General features: G+C 61.7%; 17 protein-coding genes. 1 reads left to right on the forward strand and 16 read right to left on the reverse strand.

Going from position 1 to position 20,111, the window contains the following annotated elements:
* Window positions 1-4 precede the first annotated feature (4 nt).
* The 3 genes from NTV05_11845 to NTV05_11855 are packed head-to-tail and all read right to left on the reverse strand — an operon-like array spanning window position 5 to window position 5,375.
* The gene (locus NTV05_11845; protein ID MCX6545087.1) at window positions 5-2,191 is read right to left on the reverse strand and encodes a bi-domain-containing oxidoreductase; all 2,187 of its coding nucleotides are present in this window, start codon (window positions 2,189-2,191) and stop codon (window positions 5-7) included.
* Complete coding sequence (asnB, locus tag NTV05_11850; protein MCX6545088.1) at window positions 2,188-4,125, reverse strand: asparagine synthase (glutamine-hydrolyzing); 1,938 nt, start codon at window positions 4,123-4,125, stop codon at window positions 2,188-2,190. Before asnB ends, NTV05_11845 begins: the two co-directional genes overlap by 4 nt.
* 44 nt (window positions 4,126-4,169) lie before the next feature.
* Window positions 4,170-5,375 (reverse strand): hypothetical protein, encoded by a 1,206-nt coding sequence (locus NTV05_11855; protein MCX6545089.1) that lies wholly within the window; start codon window positions 5,373-5,375, stop codon window positions 4,170-4,172.
* Between the two features lie 89 nt (window positions 5,376-5,464).
* Here NTV05_11855 and NTV05_11860 point away from each other — a divergent pair, with 89 nt between their 5' ends.
* The gene (locus tag NTV05_11860; GenBank protein ID MCX6545090.1) at window positions 5,465-6,805 is read left to right on the forward strand and encodes an O-antigen ligase family protein; all 1,341 of its coding nucleotides are present in this window, start codon (window positions 5,465-5,467) and stop codon (window positions 6,803-6,805) included.
* Here NTV05_11860 and NTV05_11865 read toward each other — a convergent pair.
* The 13 genes from NTV05_11865 to NTV05_11925 form a co-directional block, all read right to left on the reverse strand.
* The gene (locus NTV05_11865; protein ID MCX6545091.1) at window positions 6,784-7,800 is read right to left on the reverse strand and encodes a glycosyltransferase family 4 protein; all 1,017 of its coding nucleotides are present in this window, start codon (window positions 7,798-7,800) and stop codon (window positions 6,784-6,786) included. The genes NTV05_11860 and NTV05_11865 overlap by 22 nt on opposite strands.
* Window positions 7,801-7,911: 111 nt before the next feature.
* The gene (locus NTV05_11870) at window positions 7,912-8,718 is read right to left on the reverse strand and encodes a class I SAM-dependent methyltransferase (GenBank protein ID MCX6545092.1); all 807 of its coding nucleotides are present in this window, start codon (window positions 8,716-8,718) and stop codon (window positions 7,912-7,914) included.
* Window positions 8,719-8,841: 123 nt separating this feature from the next.
* Window positions 8,842-10,515, reverse strand: coding sequence for a radical SAM protein (locus NTV05_11875; GenBank protein MCX6545093.1), 1,674 nt, complete (start codon window positions 10,513-10,515; stop codon window positions 8,842-8,844).
* 225 nt (window positions 10,516-10,740) lie between these two features.
* Window positions 10,741-11,088: a hypothetical protein gene (locus tag NTV05_11880; GenBank protein ID MCX6545094.1), complete on the reverse strand. Its 348-nt coding sequence runs from the start codon at window positions 11,086-11,088 to the stop codon at window positions 10,741-10,743.
* A 270-nt stretch (window positions 11,089-11,358) separates the two neighbouring features.
* Entirely contained in the window at window positions 11,359-12,165 is an 807-nt protein-coding gene (locus tag NTV05_11885) for a hypothetical protein (protein MCX6545095.1), read from the reverse strand.
* Between the two features lie 35 nt (window positions 12,166-12,200).
* Entirely contained in the window at window positions 12,201-13,238 is a 1,038-nt protein-coding gene (locus NTV05_11890) for an SGNH/GDSL hydrolase family protein (GenBank protein ID MCX6545096.1), read from the reverse strand.
* 52 nt (window positions 13,239-13,290) lie between these two features.
* Window positions 13,291-14,595, reverse strand: a complete 1,305-nt coding sequence (locus NTV05_11895; protein MCX6545097.1) for a hypothetical protein — start codon at window positions 14,593-14,595, stop codon at window positions 13,291-13,293.
* Between the two features lie 5 nt (window positions 14,596-14,600).
* Entirely contained in the window at window positions 14,601-15,482 is an 882-nt protein-coding gene (locus tag NTV05_11900; GenBank protein MCX6545098.1) for a glycosyltransferase, read from the reverse strand.
* Complete coding sequence (locus NTV05_11905; protein MCX6545099.1) at window positions 15,475-16,401, reverse strand: SDR family oxidoreductase; 927 nt, start codon at window positions 16,399-16,401, stop codon at window positions 15,475-15,477. Before NTV05_11905 ends, NTV05_11900 begins: the two co-directional genes overlap by 8 nt.
* A gap of 47 nt (window positions 16,402-16,448) precedes the next feature.
* Window positions 16,449-16,898 carry a dTDP-4-dehydrorhamnose 3,5-epimerase family protein gene (locus tag NTV05_11910; GenBank protein ID MCX6545100.1) on the reverse strand — a complete coding sequence of 150 codons (450 nt, stop codon included), beginning with the start codon at window positions 16,896-16,898 and terminating at the stop codon, window positions 16,449-16,451.
* A complete protein-coding gene (gene rfbG / locus NTV05_11915) occupies window positions 16,895-17,962 on the reverse strand; it encodes a CDP-glucose 4,6-dehydratase (GenBank protein ID MCX6545101.1) in 1,068 nt (355 codons plus the stop codon). The genes NTV05_11910 and rfbG overlap by 4 nt, the downstream gene beginning before the upstream one ends.
* Before the next feature lie 2 nt (window positions 17,963-17,964).
* On the reverse strand, window positions 17,965-18,744 hold the full coding sequence (locus tag NTV05_11920) for a glucose-1-phosphate cytidylyltransferase (protein MCX6545102.1): 780 nt from the start codon (window positions 18,742-18,744) through the stop codon (window positions 17,965-17,967).
* 90 nt (window positions 18,745-18,834) lie between these two features.
* Complete coding sequence (locus tag NTV05_11925; protein MCX6545103.1) at window positions 18,835-20,106, reverse strand: glycosyltransferase family 4 protein; 1,272 nt, start codon at window positions 20,104-20,106, stop codon at window positions 18,835-18,837.
* Window positions 20,107-20,111 lie beyond the last annotated feature (5 nt).

Genomic DNA, 20,111 nt, shown 5'->3' on the forward strand with positions numbered 1-20,111 from the left:
GGGCCTAAGGCAACAACTCGATTTCGCGCTTCTGCTGGATGCTCTGAAGCGTGGCGAATACCGCCCGCATGGTGACCTCAATCTGGTCGAAAGGAATCGGAGAGGGGCCACCATTGGCGACCGCGTCGGCGAAACCTCTCCAGCCTGCAGCGTGGCCTTTGTCGCGCTTGAGGTACGCGCGCTCCCGTCTGCGGCTCGATCCTCCGGCAAGCTCCAGCCTGCCGAAATCGTCCAGCACGGCGCTCTTCCCGCCGCCGTGCACTTCGATACGCTCCTTGCCCAACGCCCGGCCGCCGTTCGCGAGGTACAGCACCTGGGCGACGGATCCTCTTCGAAAACGCAGCGTCAGCGCGACGTTGTCATTGTTGTAGATGCCACCATTGGCGGTCGCCCTGGCATACACGTGGGTAGGCTGATCGTCGGCCATCCAGATGGCCCAATCGATGAAGTGAACCATCTCTCCAACGACGCGGCCCCCTCCCTGGGCCGGGTCCTGAGTCCAATGACTGAGCGGGATTCGGCCTCCATTGACGCGATAGTGAATCGCCAGCGGTTCCGCCACGTTCTTCATGAACTGGCGAAGAGCCACCGCCATAGGCGCGAATCGGCGATTAAGGCCCACCATGAGGACGGGGGCGGCGCGTCGAGCGACGACGTCGCGGTAGACGCGGCCAATGGCATCGAGCTCCTCCGCGCTCACGCAGAGTGGCTTCTCAACGAACACGTGCTTTCCCGCCTGCAAGGCGGCCGTGGTTTGCTCGGCATGCAGATGATGGCGCGTCGCAATCACGACAGTGTTGACGTTCGCGTCGTTCGTGATGGCCTTCCAGTCGGTGCAGCAATACCTGAAGTGGAACCGGTCCGCCGTCAGACGAGAGGACTTACCAGAGGCTGAACACACCGCCACGAACTCAGTGCGCGCGTCCTTCTTGATGACGGGCAGGAGCACCCCCTTCGCGAACAGGCCTGCGCCAATCAGCCCGACTCTCACCCGACCGGTCGCCGCACCGGAACTGGCGCCGGCGGAGACATCGATCCTGCGAACAGTAGCCCTATCGCTGCGGCCGAACCCGGGGTAGGTCAGCAGCACGCCGAGGGACGGTTCCTTGGTGCGACCCGTGATGACGTCGTAGGCCCGCGCGCCTTCTTCGATGGGAATACGGTGGGTCACGAGCGGCCGGGGATCTATCCTGCCGTCGGCAAGAAGTGCGACGACCGCTTCCATGTTGCGTCGCTCGGTCCATCGCACGTACCCAATCGGGTAGTCCTGCCCCTTCTCCTCGTAGCTGGAGTCGTAGCGACCCGGACCGTACGACCGAGAGACGCGGAATATCAGCTCCTTTTCGAAATAGGGCTTTCGCGGAATTGCGAGTCCCACTGCCCCCACGACGATCACTCGTGCGCGGTCGCGTGCCACCTGCGCCGCCAGCGCCACCGGGGCGCTGCTGCTGGTATCGGCCGTAATGAGGACCGCATCGACGCCGCGGCCGTTGGTCCCCGTCTCGCAGAACTGGATGAACTCCTCGGGCGTCGTGCCGGCGGCCGTCGCGCCGATTTCGCCTGCCAGTTGCGCGCGCTCGGGTTTGGGATCGACACAGAACACCTGGCAACCGGCGGCTTTGAGCTGTTGGATAGTCAGCAGGCCGAGGAGTCCGAGACCGATCACGCCAACGGCCTCACCGAGTGCCACCTCGCTCAATCGGATGCCCTGAAGCGCGATGGCGCCGATCGTCGCGAAGGCGGCCGATTCGTAATCGAGAGCGTCGGGAATGGCGACTACGAGGTTCTCGGGCACGACCACGGCCTCGGCGTGGACCGCGTACCCGCCGCCCGCCGCCGCGACGCGATCCCCCGGTTTGAATTCAGTGACGTCACAACCGACTTCTCTGACGATACCGCTTACGGCGTAGCCAAGGGCCAGCGGTTCGGCGAGTTGCTGCTGCACGGCGCTCATCGTATTGATCAGCCCGTCGCGACTGACTTTCGCCAGCACCTGGCGGACCAGATCCGGGCGCGCCAGCGCCTTCGAAACGAGGTTCTTCTCGCCGAAGCTGACCAGTGACCGCTCGGTACCCGGCGACACGACCGACGCGGCGACCTCGATCAGCACCTGTCCCGGATCGGGAAGCGGTGCCGGCGCGTCGATGACCAGCGCTTTGCCGGTGCTGATGTCCTGCACCAGTTGTTTCATGATGTCTTGCCGTCCACGAATTGTCGGTGCCAGAGTTCGAGCGTGAGCAAAGACCAGATCGGAAGCGACAGGTCCGCGTCGCCCTTCCGATGTCGATTCACAAGATTCCGCACGGCCTTCGGTTCAAACAGGCCGCGTTGGCGGACGGACCGTTCCGACAGCACGTCATCCACCATCTCGCGCAGTTCGTGAGCCAGCCACACATCGTGCGGTGCGCCAAATCCGGCCTTCTTCTGAGCGAAGACCTCCGTGGGAATCGTGTTCGCCATGGCCTCCCGTAGAATCCATTTGGTCGTCCCATCTCTCAGTTTGAATTCGGGCGCGATGTTCCACGAACACCAGTCGACAAATTCCCAATCCAGAAAGGGTACCCGCACTTCCACTGATGAGGCCATGCTCATCTTGTCGTTGTAGGTGAGGTTCAAACTGACCATGAACGTCTTGGTTTCGAGATAGAGCATCTGATTCAAGAAGTCCGCGTGTGCGATGTTCTTGAAATGGCGACGGTGTTGATGCCACGCGTCGAGATCTCGAGTGGCTTCGCGCACGTCGGGCGAGTAGAGGCCGCGCTTCTGTTCGTCAGACAGGTAGACGAAGTGCGTGATGAAACCGTCTTCCGGTGACAGCGAACCGCTGCGGGCCAGTTTCTTCGCCAGTCTCACCCAGCCTTTCAGGGGCGTTCCGCGCAGCGACGGCAGGGCCAGTATCGATGGTTCGATCACGCGCCTCCGTAGTGACGCGGGAAGGCGACGATATCGCTCGGCGAGGTAGTGACCGACGTGACGGCGATAACCGGCAAAGACTTCGTCCCCTCCAATGCCGGAGAGCAGGACCTTGACGTCACGATGCGCCTCCCGACACACCATAAACGCCGTGATCGCCGCGGGGTCGGCGACGGGTTCGTCCATGTGCCAGACCAGTTTCGGAAGCAGGCTGACGACGTCGGGTTCGACGAGAATCTCGGTATGCTCGCAGCCGAAGTGTTTGGCGGTCCGAGCGGCCACCTTCGTATCGTCCAGCGTGGTTTCGCCAACCCGGTGACGGTCGGGAAACGCGATAGTGAATGTTCGCAGCGGTGCGCTCCCCTGGTCAGCGACCGCTGCGACGATGGCGGTCGAATCCATCCCTGCACTGAGAAAGGCACCGACCGGCACGTCGCTCTGCAACTGCGCCCGGGCGGCCTGCAGGAATCGTCGATTCACTTCCCTGGCGAGGTCTTCGTGGCGTCCGGGAAACGCGTGGCCACGTTCTGGAAACGTGAGATCCCAGAACTGTTCTACGTGCAGACAGCCGTGCTTCCACCGCGCCCAATGACCGGCTGGCAACTTCTCCACACCCTTGAACGCGGTCGCCGGATCGGGCACCCACAGGAATGTCAGGTACTGATGGAGCGCTGCGATATCGAGTTCCGCCGGAACATCTGGAAGTTGAGTCAGCGCTTTGACTTCCGATGCGAAACTGAGTCCTCTCCCGCGCTCGGTGTAGTAGAGCGGCTTGATCCCGAAGTGATCGCGCGCCAGAAACAACTCCTCGCGCCGGGAGTCCCAGATGGCGATCGCAAACATTCCATTGAGCCGCTTGACACTCTCTGGTCCGTACTCCTGGTAGAGATACAGGACCGCCTCGGTGTCGCTGTGCGTCCGGAATCGATGACCCTTGCCCTCGAGGTGGTCCCGGAGTGCGCGGTAGTTGTAGATCTCGCCGTTGAAGACAATCGTCAGCGACCCGTCATCCGTGGTGATGGGCATGCGCGCAGCGGCGGACAGATCGAGGATAGAGAGGCGGCGTGACCCCAACCCTACCGCCTGGGCCCCGTTGCGGATAGGAGTCCAGAATCTCCCGTGGTCGTCGGGGCCCCGGTGCTCGATGACGGCCATCATCCGATCGAGCCGGGCGCTCGAGTAGTCGCCGACGAATCCACACACACCGCACATGCTCACTCTCCGTTACGACCGGCGCGCCCGAACAATTCACGACTCTATCTCGCGACGGTCGCGATTACACCCGTGGCCGTCGACACTTTTCGCACGCGGTGGTTGCTGATGTCGAGAACATAGAGATTGCCGGCCGGGTCGACCGTAACCATCGCGGGAAGAGGTAGTGCGGCGTTGGTCGCCAGTCCTCCGTCGCCCGTCTCGCGACCGAATCCGACCACGCTCGTGATGATCCCATCGGCCGATATCTTCCGGACGCGCTCATTGGCGGCATCGACGACATACAGGTTCCCGGCTGTGTCCGCGGCCACACCCGCGGGCCTGTTCAACCGCGCCTGCACAGCCGGCCCGCCGTTGCCGGTGAAGCCTCCATTGCCAATGCCCATCGGACCGCTCCCGGCGACGATCGTCATCATTCCCGTCGCCGCTGATATCTTCCGGATACGATGCCGCCAGTGATCGGCCAGGTACAAGTTTCCTTCCGGGTCGACCGCCACGCCGGCTGCCGCGTCCAGTTGCAGGCTGTCATCGTTGACTCCGCCGGTGCCACCAACCACGATGGTCGTGATCGCGCCCGTCGCAGCCGACACCCGGCGAACGCGCTGGATATCGGCGTCCGCTATGTACAGGTTCCCGGCGCCGTCTACCGCCACCGCATAAGGAGCGTTCAGCCGCGCACGGGTCGCCTGGCCGCCATCACGAGACTCGCTGCCGCCGCCGGCCACCGTCGTAATCACGCCCGTCGCGACCCAGACTTTGCGAATGCGGTCATTGACGTAATCGGCTATGTAGAGATTCCCGGCCGCGTCTACGGCCAGCCCCCAGGGTCCGTATAAACTCGCTTGCGTCGCCTGTCCGCCGTCGCCGCCATAACCCCACTGACCGGTTCCGGCCACCGTCGTCGTGACGCCGTTCGGCGCCACTTTTCTGACGCGGTTATGTGTCGTGTCTGCGATGTAGACGTTTCCGGCAGCGTCCACCGCCACACCTCGAGGAAACTCCAACTGGCCGGCCGTGGCGCTTCTGTCACGAACCGGTTCGTCCACCGTCGTCGCCGAACCGGCCCAACCTATGCCGATGAGCGCAAGGCCAAGGGCACAGTACCGACGCCACGAGGACGTCTCTACCACATGGTGCAGTCCGAGTCCGCGTTCACGGGCGAGCCAGAGGTGATAGGACGAGGCCGCCACAATGATCGAGGCGCCGAAGACCCACCCGGCGTTGAACGCCAGATGCCATCCGTTGATCACAGATCCCGTCCGTATCGGTGCGCGTCCGACGCCTGATAGAGGCACATCACGCGATCCCGGGAACTGGTGCTATCGTGGTCCAGGGAGTCATGAGCCATTCTCGTCTTGTTCGATTCGTCGCCGCAGCCGAACTGCCCCTGATTATCGCAATCGCGCCACTGCTGCTCTTCCCGACTCCGGGACGCCTCACGGCACTAGCGGCCGTTCCAGTCATATGGTTGAGTGCGAAGACCACCAGCGGTCGGTTCATTCCCCACACGCCCGTCAATTCGGCGCTGTGGCTCCTGCTCGCCATGGTCGGCATCAGCCTGGGTGCAACATCGAGCGTACAAGGGAGCTTGGGCAAGGTCTCGGGGGTGGTTCTCGGCGCGCTGCTGTTCTGGGCGATCACGCGATGGATGACCATGCCGTGGCGACTGAAGGCTGGCACGGCGGTCTTTCTGATCGCCGGCGCCTGCCTGGCCGTGATCGGACTGCTTGCCGCGCCCGATAACTTCAGCATGGCGTCGTGGCCCTGGTTGCGGCGCCTTGTCCTCCGCCTGGGTGGTGCCGAGGTTCACCCTAACCCGGTGGCCGGCTGCCTGACGCTGTTCGTGCCCTTACAGATCGCCTTGCTCGCCGCGGGCTCGCATCGGTGGATGCGGCCACGGCCCAGCAGCGACTCGGCTGGCGTGTCGCTCGTAGTTCTTCAGATCGCCCTCCTGGGCCTGACATTGGGCACGCTGCTCTCCATGCGTTCCCGCGGTGCCTGGGCTGGACTGGCCGTCGCGACTGTCGCCTTTCTGATGTGGTACGGCCGCCGGACTCGAATGGTGGCAGCGGTCTCTGGCGCTGCACTGGCCCTCGCTATGACGCTGCCGTCGCCGCGGAACGTTCTTGACAGTCAGACGTTCAGCAAGGCGGGAGCGAGCCTGCTGGACAGCGTCTCGATTCGAGTCGGACTCTGGTCCAAAGCCCTTGATGGCATCAGGGATTCTCCGTTGACCGGGCTGGGGATGAACACATTTCGAAAGGTGATGCCGGTTCGGTACCCCTTGTCCTCTCCACCGGCATTTCCAAACGCCGACGTGGCTCACGCCCACGACAACTTCCTGCAGGCGGCGCTTGATCTCGGGATCCCGGGTCTTGTCGCCTACGTGTCGCTCTGCATTGTCTCGCTTGTGCTGCTCGTGATGGTCTACCGCCATTCCGAGGATCGGGTGTACCGGGTCATGGCTGGCGGCCTCGGTGCTGGCCTGATTGCCTATTTCGTGTTCGGCATCACGGACGCCATCCCTTTGGGCTCGAAGCTCGGCGTTCTCTTTTGGCTCACGTTGGCCGTGACGGTGGCTCTCCACCGCGTTGCATTGATGGGAGAGTGGAGCCACGAAGCCGCTGGTCGGGATGGGGTGTCCGTTCAGGCGGCGGTTCAATCCAGAAGTGCGTTGTAGATCTCCACCAGTCTTGGCCCCACGACGTCAAACGTGAAATGAGCGAGGGCCTTGCGGCGGTTGTGCTCCCCCATGTCGCGGAAGCGCCCTGCGGCCACGAACCTGTCGAGCGCGGCGAGCGCGCCATCAACGTCGCCAGGTGAACAGAGTTCCCCCCCTTTTCCTTCATCGATCATCTCAGGCACCGATCCGACGTTCGTAGCGATCACTGGCAACCCCGAGCACATCGCCTCCGTGACCGCGAGCGGAAAACCCTCGTGGTAAGAAAGGAAGATGAAGAACGTGCTTTCGCGCAGCGCCTGTGTCAATTCGTCATTCGTCAAGTTGACCCGCAGCGTCACGTTCTGCGGCAGGGACTCCATTGCGGGTTTGAACGAATCAACGACCGACGCACTGACGAGAGTGAAATCGATGTCGGGCCGCCGGCGTGCCACTTCCACGACATCAAGCGCCCCCTTTTGCTGTGTCAAGGCGCCAACATAGATCCCTTGCCGTCGCGCGCGATCGGCCGGGTTCGGCACTGGCCTGGACGGAAAGAACTGCTCGGCGTCCACATAGTTCGGCAAATAGAACGCCCCATCTCTCGCGGGACTGGTCCGATGCACGTACTCCAGGTCGGGGGTATTGCTGACGATGTTCACTTGCGACCTGACCATCAGGCGGTGTAGCAGATTGACGTGGATGCCCGGTTCCTTCACGAACTGCGCAATGCTGCCGTGGTAATGGGTCAGCACCCTCGCGCGGCCAACGTGCGCAGCAGCTGCGCACGTCCAGTCGCGAACGATGCCAGTACGCGCCAAACTACAGTTGATATGCACGATGTCCGGCCGGAAGACCAACAGCGCTTTCGCCAGTTTCGCCAAGATGCCGGTGTTCCTGCGCAGTTCTCTTGCGCTGAAGGAAGTCGCGGCATGCATCTTCCGGCCTGGAGCGCTGGTGTTCACAACCTCGACGCGGAAGTCGCCTGGCAGGCCCCTTCGGCTGAGAATGTCCATGAGGCTGGCAATCCCCCCGGGTGGGGGTAGGCACGGCGAGACGTAGAGAACCCGGGTCGGTCCCACGCGCACAGGTGAACTCTTCTCGTTCAGTATCCGCAATCGCGTCGGCTACTTGATTCCTTCTATCAACAGTTGCAGTCCGACAACGCCATCAAATTGCCTGAGCATCCATCGTGGCCAGAGCTTTTTTAGAACCGCGAGGGCCACGCTTCGATGGCGTTGGCCAACGTCGCCCAGCAGGAGATCGCCGAATGAGAGCTTGACGCTGATCCTGACGGCAGAGAACTCTCGAAAGAGCGACCGCGCCTCAGATCGGGAGAACGCCTTGGTCCCAGGGCTCTCAAGGTACATCCCATACACGTCTCGCAGCGTCATCAGCACGCGTCCTCTGAGAAGCGCATAACGCAGCCACAGAAGCCATCCAACCGGAGAGGCCGAGTGGTAGATCATGATTCGACAGCGGCCGCCCGTGCGGAGAACTCGGTAGACTTCCGATACCGCTCGTCCGGTATCCGGGGAGTGGTGGAGGCAGCCCCACGAGTAGACCAGGTCGAACGATCTGTCAGGAAACGGAAGGCACTCTGCGTCGCCGACAAGCACACGAGGCTGTTGGCCGAATAGTTGCAGTCTCTCTCTCGTGTATGCAACTGCACGAGGCGTGAGATCGACGCCGACGAGGCATTTTGGATGAGCTTCGGCCAGCCGCAGATGATCAGCGCCCATGCCAACGCCAATTTCCAGGACGTCCTGGTCTTTACTGCTCTCGAACTGCGCAAAGTCAGCGATGTACGGTTCGAGTTGATATCGTGCCCGGGCGTGCTGCGCCAGTCGCTCGCGCGGGTCGGATCCGACCGCATAGAGCTCTCCGCACGAGGCGGCATCCCAGAAGTCGCGTACTTCATGTTTTTCAGTCATCAGGAACGGAATCCCTCGGCGAGTCGCCGGACGACGACAGATGGAGCGGCTGGTGGGCGGTTCTCCGAGGATCGTCGTCCGCCAAGCCGGGTAGTCCACCTGTGCGCGCCGGCGGTCAAGCGATCAGTGCGCGCGGCGGTCGGGGACGGCCGGCTGCGCGGCAACGGCGCTCTCGGGCGGTGTGCGCGTGTCGAGCATGCGGTTCAGCCGCTTCTCGAGGACTCGCACACGCGCCTTTTCGTGGATCGCTCCTTTGATGGCGGCCGGTGCAACCTTGTAGATCGCCTTCTTCAGTAAGTTCCGCAGCATGTGGCCTCCAGGAGCAGGTCTTGGCTCCATCCTTTGCGCCTCTGTCATCCGCTGCGCGGCTTCGAAATCCTTCATTCGCCCCCGTCTCACGAGTTCGTCGTAGTACTCCTTCAGCAGGGCAAGACGGTCCGGCAGGACCGGGTAGCCGAAGATGCATTGCACGCCGAGTTCCTGCATCAGGTCGGTGTAGCGTACGAAACGCTCCATGCGCATGGGGTATGTGTTGGTGCCATCGGCCGTTGACCACCAGAGTGAGCCGAGATCGAGGTCAAGCCCGTGCTTCTCGGGGTTCTTGCATCCCTCCGACCCCTCGGGGAAGTAGCAGAACCACAGACTCGGCGCAATGACGGAAATATAGCTGTGGTTGCGCCTCAGGAAGTCCATCTGCGCCTGGAAGTCCTCGTCGGTCTCGCCAGGCAGGCCGAACATCGTGCAGATAGCCACTTCGATGCCTGCGTCATGCGTGTCGCGGATGATCCGTTCAAAGTCCGCACCGCGGGCGAGGGTCTTCCCGGCGCTCTCCAGCACACTTGCGACCGGGGTCTCGAGTCCATAGTCGAAGAATACGCATCCGGCAGCGCGTAGCTTTGCCAGCAACCGCGCGTCCATCTCGGGGCGGATCATCCCGTTGTTAACCGCCCACTTCAGACCGAGGTTGGCTTCAATCATGAGGTCGCAGAAGCGCTCTAACACGCGGACGTTACCGTTGCTCGTCGATTCCTGAAACCGGAACATCTCAAGCGACCCGTAGCGCTCCTTCTGCGTCCTGACGTCCTCGAAGATCCGCTCGGCCGAACGAGTGCGGTACCGGCCGAGAAAGGTCCGTTCTGTGCAGTAGATGCAGGCGTTCGGGCAGCCCCGGCTCGAGTACATGGGGAAAGCATGCGGGTCCCGGTAGAGCTCGAAGTCGAAATCTGAGAAATCGAGCAGAGGTAGCGAGTCGAGCCTGATAGGCTTCTCGCGGGCATTGACGATGCGCCGCGTCTCCTCACCGCGCGCGATACGCGTGAGCGCTTCCTCTCCGTCACCCAGGACGAAGTGGTCGATCCAGGGAAACCGTTCTCCGTATGCCTCGACGTCACCCAAGTAAGCTACTTCAGGCCCGCCGAAGGCGATCCGGACTTCGGGCGCCTTTTGCTTGAGTGCCGCAGCGAATCGCTCGGTCAGCAACCGATTGGAGCAGAACAGTGAGAACCCGACCGTCCTGGCCTTCGTCTCGAGGACGTCGTCTATCAGGCTCGACAGCACGGCTTGGTTGTCTCGCCAGAACGTATCGACGAAATTGCTCCGCTCCCAGGCCTCGAGACCGTGGGAGAGGTCCCACATGTGCCGGTACCGAGACAGCAGATGGTACAGTTCGACATTGAAGTCGAAGACGCTCACCGACACGCCCTTGCTGCGCAGATAGCTCACCAGGGAGGCGAGCGTCAAAGGAATGTCGGTGATCCCCCACGCGGGGAGCATCACCAGACTGACGTTCGTTGGCATCAGCAATCTACTTCCCCTCACCGTTCACCTACAACACGCGATACCACGACGACGGCGGGCCACCTGCGACGTGATCCAGCGAGAGTGGCTGCGTGAAGATCGCTTTGGTGATGCCGCGGGCCGACGTGTGCGGATCTTGGGTGTTGATGGGCCGAACCGTGGCTATGCGGACGTCGAAGGCGCGAGAGTAGGTTCCGGCAAGGTTCCCCACGACATTGAGCAACGTCAGAAGTCAGCATAGAGAAACTTCACCGCCTCTTCCGGAGCGCACGTTATCAGCAAAGCGATAACGGCGTAGCACACCGACCATTGCAGCCAAGGCGGCGTCCACTCGATCGACAGGCCGTGCGGGCGGTCACGTTGAAACCACTCCACCATAAACACGACTATCGCCATCGCAACCGCTGTGACCATCGCGATGCCAATGTGTCGCTCTTGTGAAAACGCAGATAGCAACGGGTATTTCGTCCACGACCGTGAGGTCATTGCTCCAACGTACGCAAACGCGCTGCTCACGCTTCCGGCACGGAAGAAGACCCACGCAAACGTAACAAGCGTAAACGTGAAGGCCATTTGCGTCATCTCTCGCAGTGTCGGCCATCGTCTTCCTCGCGCGACGATTCGAGAGCGCTTCCCCGGCGGACGCGCTATGAGTGGGAAGAAATACAACCCAACAAGCACGCCCCACGCCACAAACGTCCATTTGGGCCCATGCCACAGTCCGCAAGCAGCAAACGTAAGGAGGATATTCAGACACCACCGGAGGGTGCCACGGTAGTTTGCTCCCAAAGGGAAGAAGACATAATCACGGAACCATGACGAGAGGGAGATGTGCCACCGACGTCAGAACTCTCCTATGTCGCGTGAGAAATACGGATACGCGAAATTGCGCGTGAGTTCGATCCCTAGAAGTCGACCTATCCCCATGGCCATATCCGAGTAACCGGAAAAATCACAATAGATCTGGATGCTGAAGAACAGCGTTCCGATCGCCAGTTCCCCACCGCCCGCCAGGCTCTGCTGGGTGTAGATGCGGTCCACAATCAATGCGAGATTGTCGGCTACGACCACCTTCTTGAGGGCTCCCCAGAGGAATTGTCTTACTCCGTCGCTCAAAGCCTCGTCGTTTACTTCGGCGCGGCGTTTGAGTTGGGGCAGCAACGTTGTGCCGCGCTCAATCGGCCCGGCGAGCATGACCGGAAAACAAGACAGGTACGCGACAAATCTCGGGAAGTTCCTTTCGGCCGGGATTGTCCCTCGGTAGACGTCAACCAGATAGCTCATCTTCGCGAACGTGTAGAAGCTGATTCCAACGGGCAGAATGGCGCGGTACGCCCAAGGAGCCATTTGTGCGCCGAATGGTTCCCAAAGATCCGTCAACGAAACAACGAGGAATGTCGAGTACTTGAGATAGGCCAGTGGCAGGAGGCTCAGGAGCAAGGCTCCGGCAAGCCATCTTCCTTTCGTGGCTTCAGACTCGGCCGACGAGATCTTCAGGCCGATGGCGTAGTCGATCGATATTGTCAGAAGCAGCAGCGGAACGAGTTGGGGGTTCCACGAACCGTAAAAGGCGAGGTTCGCGACTATGAGGACGGCGTTCCGTGAGCCGACAGATCGTCTATTTGCTGTCCAGTACGCCGCGAAGACCACGCAGAGGAAGAGAATGAACGGCAGCGAAACAAAAGTCATCGCGGCACGTCCGGCAGAAACACAGGGTCGGCACCGGAAGTCGCTTCGTTTCCTCCTCGGCGCGCGAGTTCATGCACGATGCGTTGAAGCAAGATCCGGCGACCCTCGGGCTCCAGGTGTGCTTCGTCACGAAAACAGATTATGCCGGCACTTTCATCAAACGCTGTCAACCCGTTGATGTAGCTGGCGTTGTCCGGCCACTGGACTGACTCGAGGGCGCCGTTCAGTTGCTTCATGGCCCCTGGCATGAACTGCTTACGATAGGCCCAGTTCTTCGACACCGATTGTTCGGCCGTTGGAGGGCCCTGACGAAGGTAAAGATACGGTTGCAGGACCGCAACGTGTCGTGCGCCAATCCCCCTGGCAAGGAGTGAAATCTTGGTGATGTTCGAGCGGTACAGCGCGACAGTGCTGTCGATCAACGCGTGGTCAAGTCCAACTGCCACTTCGCGCCGGCGCTCGGCGATCTTCCGCGCAGTATTGACCAACTGTGAAGTGGCGAGTAACCGTGTCACCCAGAAAGTGGTTGGGTTGGTAAGTGCCTGCTCGATAGCGATGTTGAGGTATGGAATGCCTGGTTTTCCGGTCTTTGTGACTCCGATGATGTCGTTAATCCCATCAAGGGTGACAATTAGATCCGGTTGAAGTTGCATTCCGTAAAGGCTCAACTGGACAAGTTCCTGACTCGAGTTGTAGCCCCCCTGTGAAAGATTGAGCACCTCGACCTTGCGACCGAATAATCGCTCAAACGCGGCCTCGAGTTCCTCGCGCGTGAATTGCTGTGCGGTAGAGGAGCCGCACCAGAGGACTCGAGGAACACCTTCTCGTCGAGGTCGGTAGGCGTATGTCGCCTCGTCGCCCGCCGTGATCAGAAACGGCGCATAGTTGAGTTGTTCCTGGTTCGCATGGTTGGCGCTGCCGTACTGCCACCAAATCGCGACACGCGCGGCGGATTCGCCCAGAAGGAACAGGAACGCGATGGCCGCTAACGGAATGAGCCGATCTACCCATTTCTGCGGGGAATCCTGGCTCACTCTGGCCTCTGTGTGCGCTGGGAACGGCGTCGGGAACGGGGGGGGTGGTCACTCAAGAGTCAGCACGCCCCGAGAGTCGCTCTGTGTTTCGTTGTTCGCGGAGATCTCGGTACGATTGTGTGACTTGACGCGGTGCTACGACCCAATCGCCCCGAATGGCTGCGATAAGGGGGGCTGCGACAAGGAACGCGAACAGGGGAGAATCGAAAACCGTGACGCGCTGAAACACGAACATGATGAGCGGCGGCAGGCTGATGAATACACAGGCCATGAGGCGGTCTGGGCGCGGTTTGGCCAGGTACTTCAACGAGGTGAGCAGTGCGACCAAGATTATGACGCTGTAGCCGATCATGGCGCCCACGCCGCCTAGAACAAGGGCTGTATACGGCGCGAAATCGGATCCCAAGTAATCGCTGTCGACTGTTCCAATTGCCGAAAGGGAGGCCCCCACCAGGGGGGTTCCGAGCGGGCGAGTCATGATCTGGTGTCCTAACGTCTTCCAGAACCGAATGGCATTCTCTTCCCGCACGGTCGCCGATTCCGCCTTGGCGTCGTAGCTGCGGACGAAGAAGTTACCGAACAGGGTGACGACCCCCACGGCGATAACCGCCAGGATCAGCCCGCGGACGAGCCAGCGCCGCGTCCACCACAGTGTGAAGGAGCCCGCCATTACCGCGGCACTGGCAAACCCGCCGAGCGAGTAAGACAGAAAAAAGGCGATCGGAAGAACCACCAGCCCAAAGCGTTTCCGGAACACGAGGGCGTAAACAATCGCAGGCAACAACCACATCGCCAACGTACCTGGCTCGGGAAATACGCCGTGCATCCTGAAGTGCGGGCTGCCGTCCGGCGTTCTAAGGTAAGTCGTGAATATTCCCGTGTTGAAGCTGCCGTAGACCGTCTCAATCGGTTTCGTCGCCAGGTGCCCGGTAAACACGGCCCAGTACTCCACACAGGAGATCACTGAGGAGATCAACATGAAACGATAGAAGACCAGCCACGACGCCGCGAGGCTGTACGACGGCATGAAGGGTACCGACAAGGCTGCACACCACGGGAGCAGCATGCCCAGACGACCGAGGGCCTGAGAGTCCAGGCTTCGGAGAATGTTGATGGCGTAGCCCAACAGAACAAGACCAGCGGGGAGCAAGAAGAAGAAGAACACCGACTCAGAGACCCTTCGGTAATTTGCTCCCAGGATCATGATCAGGAACGCACTCAAGGCAATCGCGTTCGCGACGCGAGCGGTTCCACGCAACCCAAGGATGTCGGGCAGGAGCGATGTCTGGAATATCAACACGAGGAGCAGGAGCCACGACAGTGAGGGCGTCCACCATCTGTTCGGCTTCTTGGTCATCGCACTCAGTGCCTTGAGAGGCCGCTCTGCCGGAGCAGTGCCATCGGATCGGCGAATAGCCCGTGCCCGATTGCCAGACAGGCCCCCAGCAACTGGCGTTCCTGCCACAAGGCGAAGCCATACTTCACCGAGGTAATCGCCGTCCGTTCCCGATTCCGTCGCAGGCTCTCTCTCCCGAGCGTCAGGTGCTCCCGGGCATAGCGGAGAAGCGCCAGCGTGTCACGCGCCACATCGACCCGAAACTGCGATTTGCCCGTTAAGCTCGCCGATGACACGCGCCGGTCGCACAGGTACTCGCCAATCACGGCCACCCGGCCGTGGCGCAGAATGCGTAACCACAGTGCCAGGTCCTGGGCATACGGACATTCCATGGGGTACCCCCCGACGGCCGAAGCCACTGCCGCCCGGTACATTGCCGAGGAGTGGACGATCGGGTTTCCCCACCCGAACCACTCATAGAGGGCTTTCGGCTCGGTTGGCACTGTCCACCGGTCAACGAAGTGTCCGACTTCGTCGATATGGTGCGCCCAGGTGCCGACCAGAACGACGTCAGGCTGTTCATCCAGTAGCGCGACTTGTCTGGCGAGCCTCGCAGCGTGCGAGCGATCGTCGGCATCCAGCACTGCGATATACGTCCCCCGGACCAGATCAAATGCCAGCCTCAATGCTGCTGTCCGCCCGGCGTCCTTCGTCAACCAGGTCGTGCGAATCCGAGGATCTGTGTAGGACGCCACGATGGCTGGCGAATCATCCGTCGAACCGTTCTCGACAATGATCAACTCCCAGTCCTCAAAGGTCTGCTTGACGATGCTGTCGATCGCCTCCCGGATATACGGGGCGCCGTTGTGCACCGTCATCAACACCGACACGCGGGGCGGCTTAGTCATTGCGGTCCGGTCTGAATGTCGCGCTGGCAGCCAGGAGCGTGGCCAGCAACTCATCGTCGAATGAGGCAATCAGGCCATAGCCCGCATCGAGGAGTTTGTCGGTGCGGTAGTCCAGCGGGGCCGGTGCGCCACCAGGATCGACGGGGCCAAACGTCAAAGCCGGGCGGATTCCCAGCGCGTTGGCACTCACCCGCGCGACGCGGGCAGCAAGATCCCGCAGGGTCATGGAAGAAGATGCACCGAGATTGTATGTCCCGGGCGCAAGACTCGTGATCGAGGCGTGCAGCGCGCCGACGATGTCTGGCATGGGCACAAAATTGCGCCATGCAAGCCCCGAACTCCGTATGGTGATCTGTCTCCGGACGACGGTCTCCTTGCAAAGCTCATTCGCGATGATCTGCCAGCCGTCCGCGGAGGGCCCGGCCGGCGCGCCGAAGCCGTTCGCGAGGCGGAAGACGACGCAGTTGGGGTGTTGGGATTGCGCGTAGTCCTCGGCTGTTCGGTGCGTGATCGCGTAGTGCGAACGGGGCTTGGGCGGTGTCTCCTCCGTCACGCACCCGCTCGGGTTGTCGCCGTACACCTTGTAGGTCGACAGTTGGACAAATCGCGTCACGCCCGCGCCGGCAGCGGCTGACGCCAGGGCCAGTGTCCCACCCGCGTTGACCCGCAGCGCCTCGGCGGGGTCCAGACAACAGGCCCGCTCAGACATCGATGAGAGATTGATCACGGCGTCGACCCCGCGACATGCATCCGCCAGGCTTGCGGGCCGCCCGATGTCAGCGACACAGCCTTCGACCCCGGCCGGCCAGGCTCGCGCGATCCGGCTGGCCGCGCGAATCGTCACGCCGCCTCTCTCGAGAAGGAACCTGATCAGCCTCCCGCCGATCAGGCCGGACGCGCCGGTCACCAGTAGTCGCATAATCCGGTCGGAGTGGACGCTTGTCAGCCCGATCGAGCGCTCGAGACCTATTTGTGCTTGATGCCCCAGTCGTACGGGATACTCGGGTCGAACGGCGGTCTGCGCTCGAGCTCATCAGGATCGTGCGGCAAGGTGGCACAGTTGGCGACGATCGTCGAGTGACTGGCGATGCCCTTGAACCCGTTCCAGATGAGCGGGGGAACCGTGATGAGCTGATAGTTCCTCGGGGAGAGGAAGAACTCGTCAATCGATCCACGGGTCGGGCTGTCCGGGCGATCGTCGTACAGGACGAACTTGATCTCGCCAAAGACGACGGCGTAATTGAGCGTCATGCGTTTGTGCAGGTGCCAGGCCTTGATCGCACCCGGGTGCGTGCACGAGAAGTAGATCTCGCCAAACCTGGAGAAGACGGGTGAGTCCTCGCGCAGCATGTGCATGATGCTTCCGCGCTCGTCGAAGAACTGAGGCAACGGCGTGACGACTACTCCATCAATCATGTCCACTCCGGAAAGTAGTCGCGCAACTGTGCGAGCGTGACCGCCCTGGCCTCCTGGCCACCCAGCACCGCCTTGTACCAGCCGGCCGTCGCAGCCAGCGTCTTGTCGGGGCTCCACCTGGGCCGCCAGCCGAGCAGGTGGTGCGCCTTGTCGCAGTTGAGTTGAAGCAGTTGCGCCTCGTGGTGGCCAGGTTCTGCCTGCGTCGTGTCCGGGCGCTCCTGGCCGAGCGCTTGAGAAACCGCGACGGCCACGTCCTCGACTGTCCGGACATCAGAGCTCGACGGGCCGAAGTTCCAGGAGCCGCCATAGCTCGTGGGCTCGTCGCGGAGCCGGGCGGCCAGCAGCAGGTAACCCGAGATGGGCTCCAGCACGTGTTGCCAGGGACGGGTCGCCTGCGGATTGCGTAGTTGCACCCGGACGCCCATTCCTGCGGCCCTGACGCAGTCCGGCACGATACGGTCCGCCGCCCAGTCGCCCCCTCCGATCACGTTCCCTGCCCGAGCCGTGGCCGCACCCAGATTGGGCAGTAACGACAGGAAGGAACGCGCGTAGGCGGAAAATGCCACCTCGGCGGCGGCCTTCGAGGCGCTGTAGGGATCGTGCCCACCGAGGCGATCGTTCTCCCGATACCCCCACACCCATTCGACGTTCTCGTAACACTTGTCCGAGGTGATGAAGACGAGCGAACGCACGGAGTTGCAGTGCCTCACCGCCTCGAGCAGGTTGACCCCTCCCATGACGTTCGTACCGAAGGTCGTGACGGGGTCCTCGTACGATCTCCGCACGAGCGCCTGAGCAGCCAGGTGAAACACATACTCGGGCTGAAACGACTGGACCGCGGCCCGGATCGCGGGGGCGTCACGAATGTCGAGCACGACATGCTGGATGCTGTCTTCGAGGTGAAGCAGCTCGAAATGGCTGGGGCGTGGCTCGGGCGGCAGGGCGCAGCCCATGACATCGGCGCCGAGCTCCTTCAACAGGAATGCCAGCCAACTGCCCTTGAAGCCTGTGTGGCCGGTGACGAGAACCCGTCTGCCCGAGAACGAGGCCAGCACGTCCCTCATGTCTATCGAACCCACGGTGCATTCCCCGATGCATAGAGCGAGTTGAGAAACTGGTATTCGCGGCTCGTGTCCATCGGCTGCCAGAAGCCGTCGTGCTCGAAGACGCACATCTGGCGATCGGCGACCAGGCGAGCCATGGGTTCCTGCTCCAGCACCAGGTCTTCCTGCTCGTTGAGATAGTCGAAGAACTCACGGCGGCAGACGAAGAACCCGCCTGAGATCCGTCCGGCTGTAGCCTGCGGCTTCTCGTTGAACTCCACGACCACACCATCGTCTGTCGCGCGTAATTCGCCGAACCGACTTGGGGGACGCACCCCGGTAATCGTCAGGATCCTTCCGTGCGCGCGGTGAAAGGCCACCAACTTGTCGATGTCGATGTCGCCCAGGCCATCACCATAGGTGAGCAAGAACTCCTCGTCGCTCGCGATGTACTTCTTGATCTTGCGCACTCGCGCTCCTGTCATCGCGTCCTGACCAGTGTCGGCCAGCGTGACTCGCCAATCGGCTTCATCGTGGTTGGTCAGGTACTGCACCTGACCCCCGCGACCGAGCACGATCGTCGCGTCCTGCGTGTGCGCCTCGTAGTTCAGGAAGAAGTCGCGGATGACCTGGCCCTGATAGCCCAGGCACAGCACGAAGTCCCTGTAGCCGAACCCGGCGTAGTACTTCATGATGTGCCACAGAATCGGCTGGCGGCCGATCGGGATCATCGGCTTCGGAATGTTGTCGGCGACGTCGCGAATCCGTGAGCCGTAGCCGCCACAGAGAATGACAGTTTTCAACGCCCCACCCGCAGTTTGTTCTGTCTTCGTGTTGACCACAGCGGCACCCGGATACGCCCCGGGGTCGTGAAGAAGGGCACATCTCGCTCCTCACGCCACATTCTGCACCGCATGGAGCGCTCCCGTGCACAATTCCTCGTAGAGCGCCATGTATCGCGACACGGCCAGGTCCTCGCGAAAGTGCGCCTTGAACCGTTCAAGGCCATTATCGCCGAGAGTGCGGCGCAGCCCTGGGTTTCTGACCAGGCGGACGAGTGCCTCGGCCAGCGCGCCTGCGTCTCCCGGTTTGATGAGAATCCCGGACTCCATGTCTGTGACCTGTTCGGGCACGCCGGCAATCCGGCTCGCCACGACGGACTTTCCGAGACTCATCGCCTCGAGTATGACATTCGGGAAATCCTCGTGGGAAATAGACGGCAACACGATCACGTCGACCGTGTTCATTAGGTCGAAGACGTGTTCTTCGGAGCCGAGACAGTGAATGCAGTCGTCGAGCGCATGCTTCCGGATGAGAGCCTTCACTTCCGCCAACTTCGAACCCACGCCCTCGATGAGCAGCATCGGCATCTCGGACGGATCTAGTCGGCCTCGCATGACGCGCATGGCCTCGATGAGAACCGCGTGCCCTTTGCGTTGTTCGATGACCGCGATGACCGCGAGCAACGTGCGGTCGGGAGCCAGACCAAGGCGCTCCAGCACCGCTCCCCGATCTTCATGGAGCCGTCGCGGAGCGATGCCGTTCTGAATGGTCCGGACCTGCTCGACACGAAGCCGAAGCACTCGCCTGAGGGCGTCCGCGGCAAAACCAGAACCGGTCACGAATACCGTGACCGTGCCAGCGACGAGCCGGTCGATGGGATAGTCCGTCCACCGTAGGGGTGACGCGTACGGTTGGGCGATGTTGTTCACCACGTAGACAATCCGGCGAATGCCGGCCAGCCTGGCTGCCAGCACGGCAGCGTTGCAGGAGTAGGCTGCCGGGTAACCACCGTTGTTCACGTGGAGAATATCGACGCGCTCCCGGCGAAAGAACCGCCACAAAATCGCGGTGTTCCAGAGAAGAAAGAAGTAGCGAACCTGAAGAAGGAACAGGAGCAACTTCCAACCCCTGTCGACGATTTTGGGCAGGCTTCCGGTCAACTCCATCAACGTGGCGGTGTCACGGAGTCTCAGCGGGAACGTCGGCACCGGTGTGGAGACTCGGCTGCGGAACCCACGCTCGTACTCGAGGGTGTAACGGTAACTGAAACTCACGTCGAACTGCTCTCGCAAGGCGTCACTCCCCACGAGGTTGCCTACCATGTTCTCGGCACCGCTGAAGAACTGGCAGTCGGAGTGAACGTGCAGCCTGGGCTTCGTCACGAGAC

Source organism: Acidobacteriota bacterium, from assembly GCA_026393755.1.
Classification (GTDB): Bacteria; Acidobacteriota; Vicinamibacteria; order Vicinamibacterales; family JAKQTR01; genus JBAXOX01.

Bases quoted from the DNA above. Each gene is read 5' to 3' on its own strand.
- NTV05_11895 (MCX6545097.1), bottom strand. From the start codon at position 14,595: ATGACCAAGAAGCCGAACAGATGGTGGACGCCCTCACTGTCGTGGCTC.
- NTV05_11905 (MCX6545099.1), bottom strand. From the start codon at position 16,401: ATGCGACTACTGGTGACCGGCGCGTCCGGCCTGATCGGCGGGAGGCTG.
- rfbG (MCX6545101.1), bottom strand. From the start codon at position 17,962: ATGAGGGACGTGCTGGCCTCGTTCTCGGGCAGACGGGTTCTCGTCACC.
- NTV05_11845 (MCX6545087.1), bottom strand. From the start codon at position 2,191: ATGAAACAACTGGTGCAGGACATCAGCACCGGCAAAGCGCTGGTCATC.
- NTV05_11880 (MCX6545094.1), bottom strand. From the start codon at position 11,088: ATGGCCTTCACGTTTACGCTTGTTACGTTTGCGTGGGTCTTCTTCCGT.
- NTV05_11870 (MCX6545092.1), bottom strand. From the start codon at position 8,718: ATGACTGAAAAACATGAAGTACGCGACTTCTGGGATGCCGCCTCGTGC.
- NTV05_11875 (MCX6545093.1), bottom strand. From the start codon at position 10,515: ATGCCAACGAACGTCAGTCTGGTGATGCTCCCCGCGTGGGGGATCACC.
- NTV05_11860 (MCX6545090.1), top strand. From the start codon at position 5,465: ATGAGCCATTCTCGTCTTGTTCGATTCGTCGCCGCAGCCGAACTGCCC.
- NTV05_11900 (MCX6545098.1), bottom strand. From the start codon at position 15,482: ATGACTAAGCCGCCCCGCGTGTCGGTGTTGATGACGGTGCACAACGGC.
- asnB (MCX6545088.1), bottom strand. From the start codon at position 4,125: ATGTGCGGTGTGTGTGGATTCGTCGGCGACTACTCGAGCGCCCGGCTC.
- NTV05_11910 (MCX6545100.1), bottom strand. From the start codon at position 16,898: ATGATTGATGGAGTAGTCGTCACGCCGTTGCCTCAGTTCTTCGACGAG.
- NTV05_11865 (MCX6545091.1), bottom strand. From the start codon at position 7,800: ATGGACATTCTCAGCCGAAGGGGCCTGCCAGGCGACTTCCGCGTCGAG.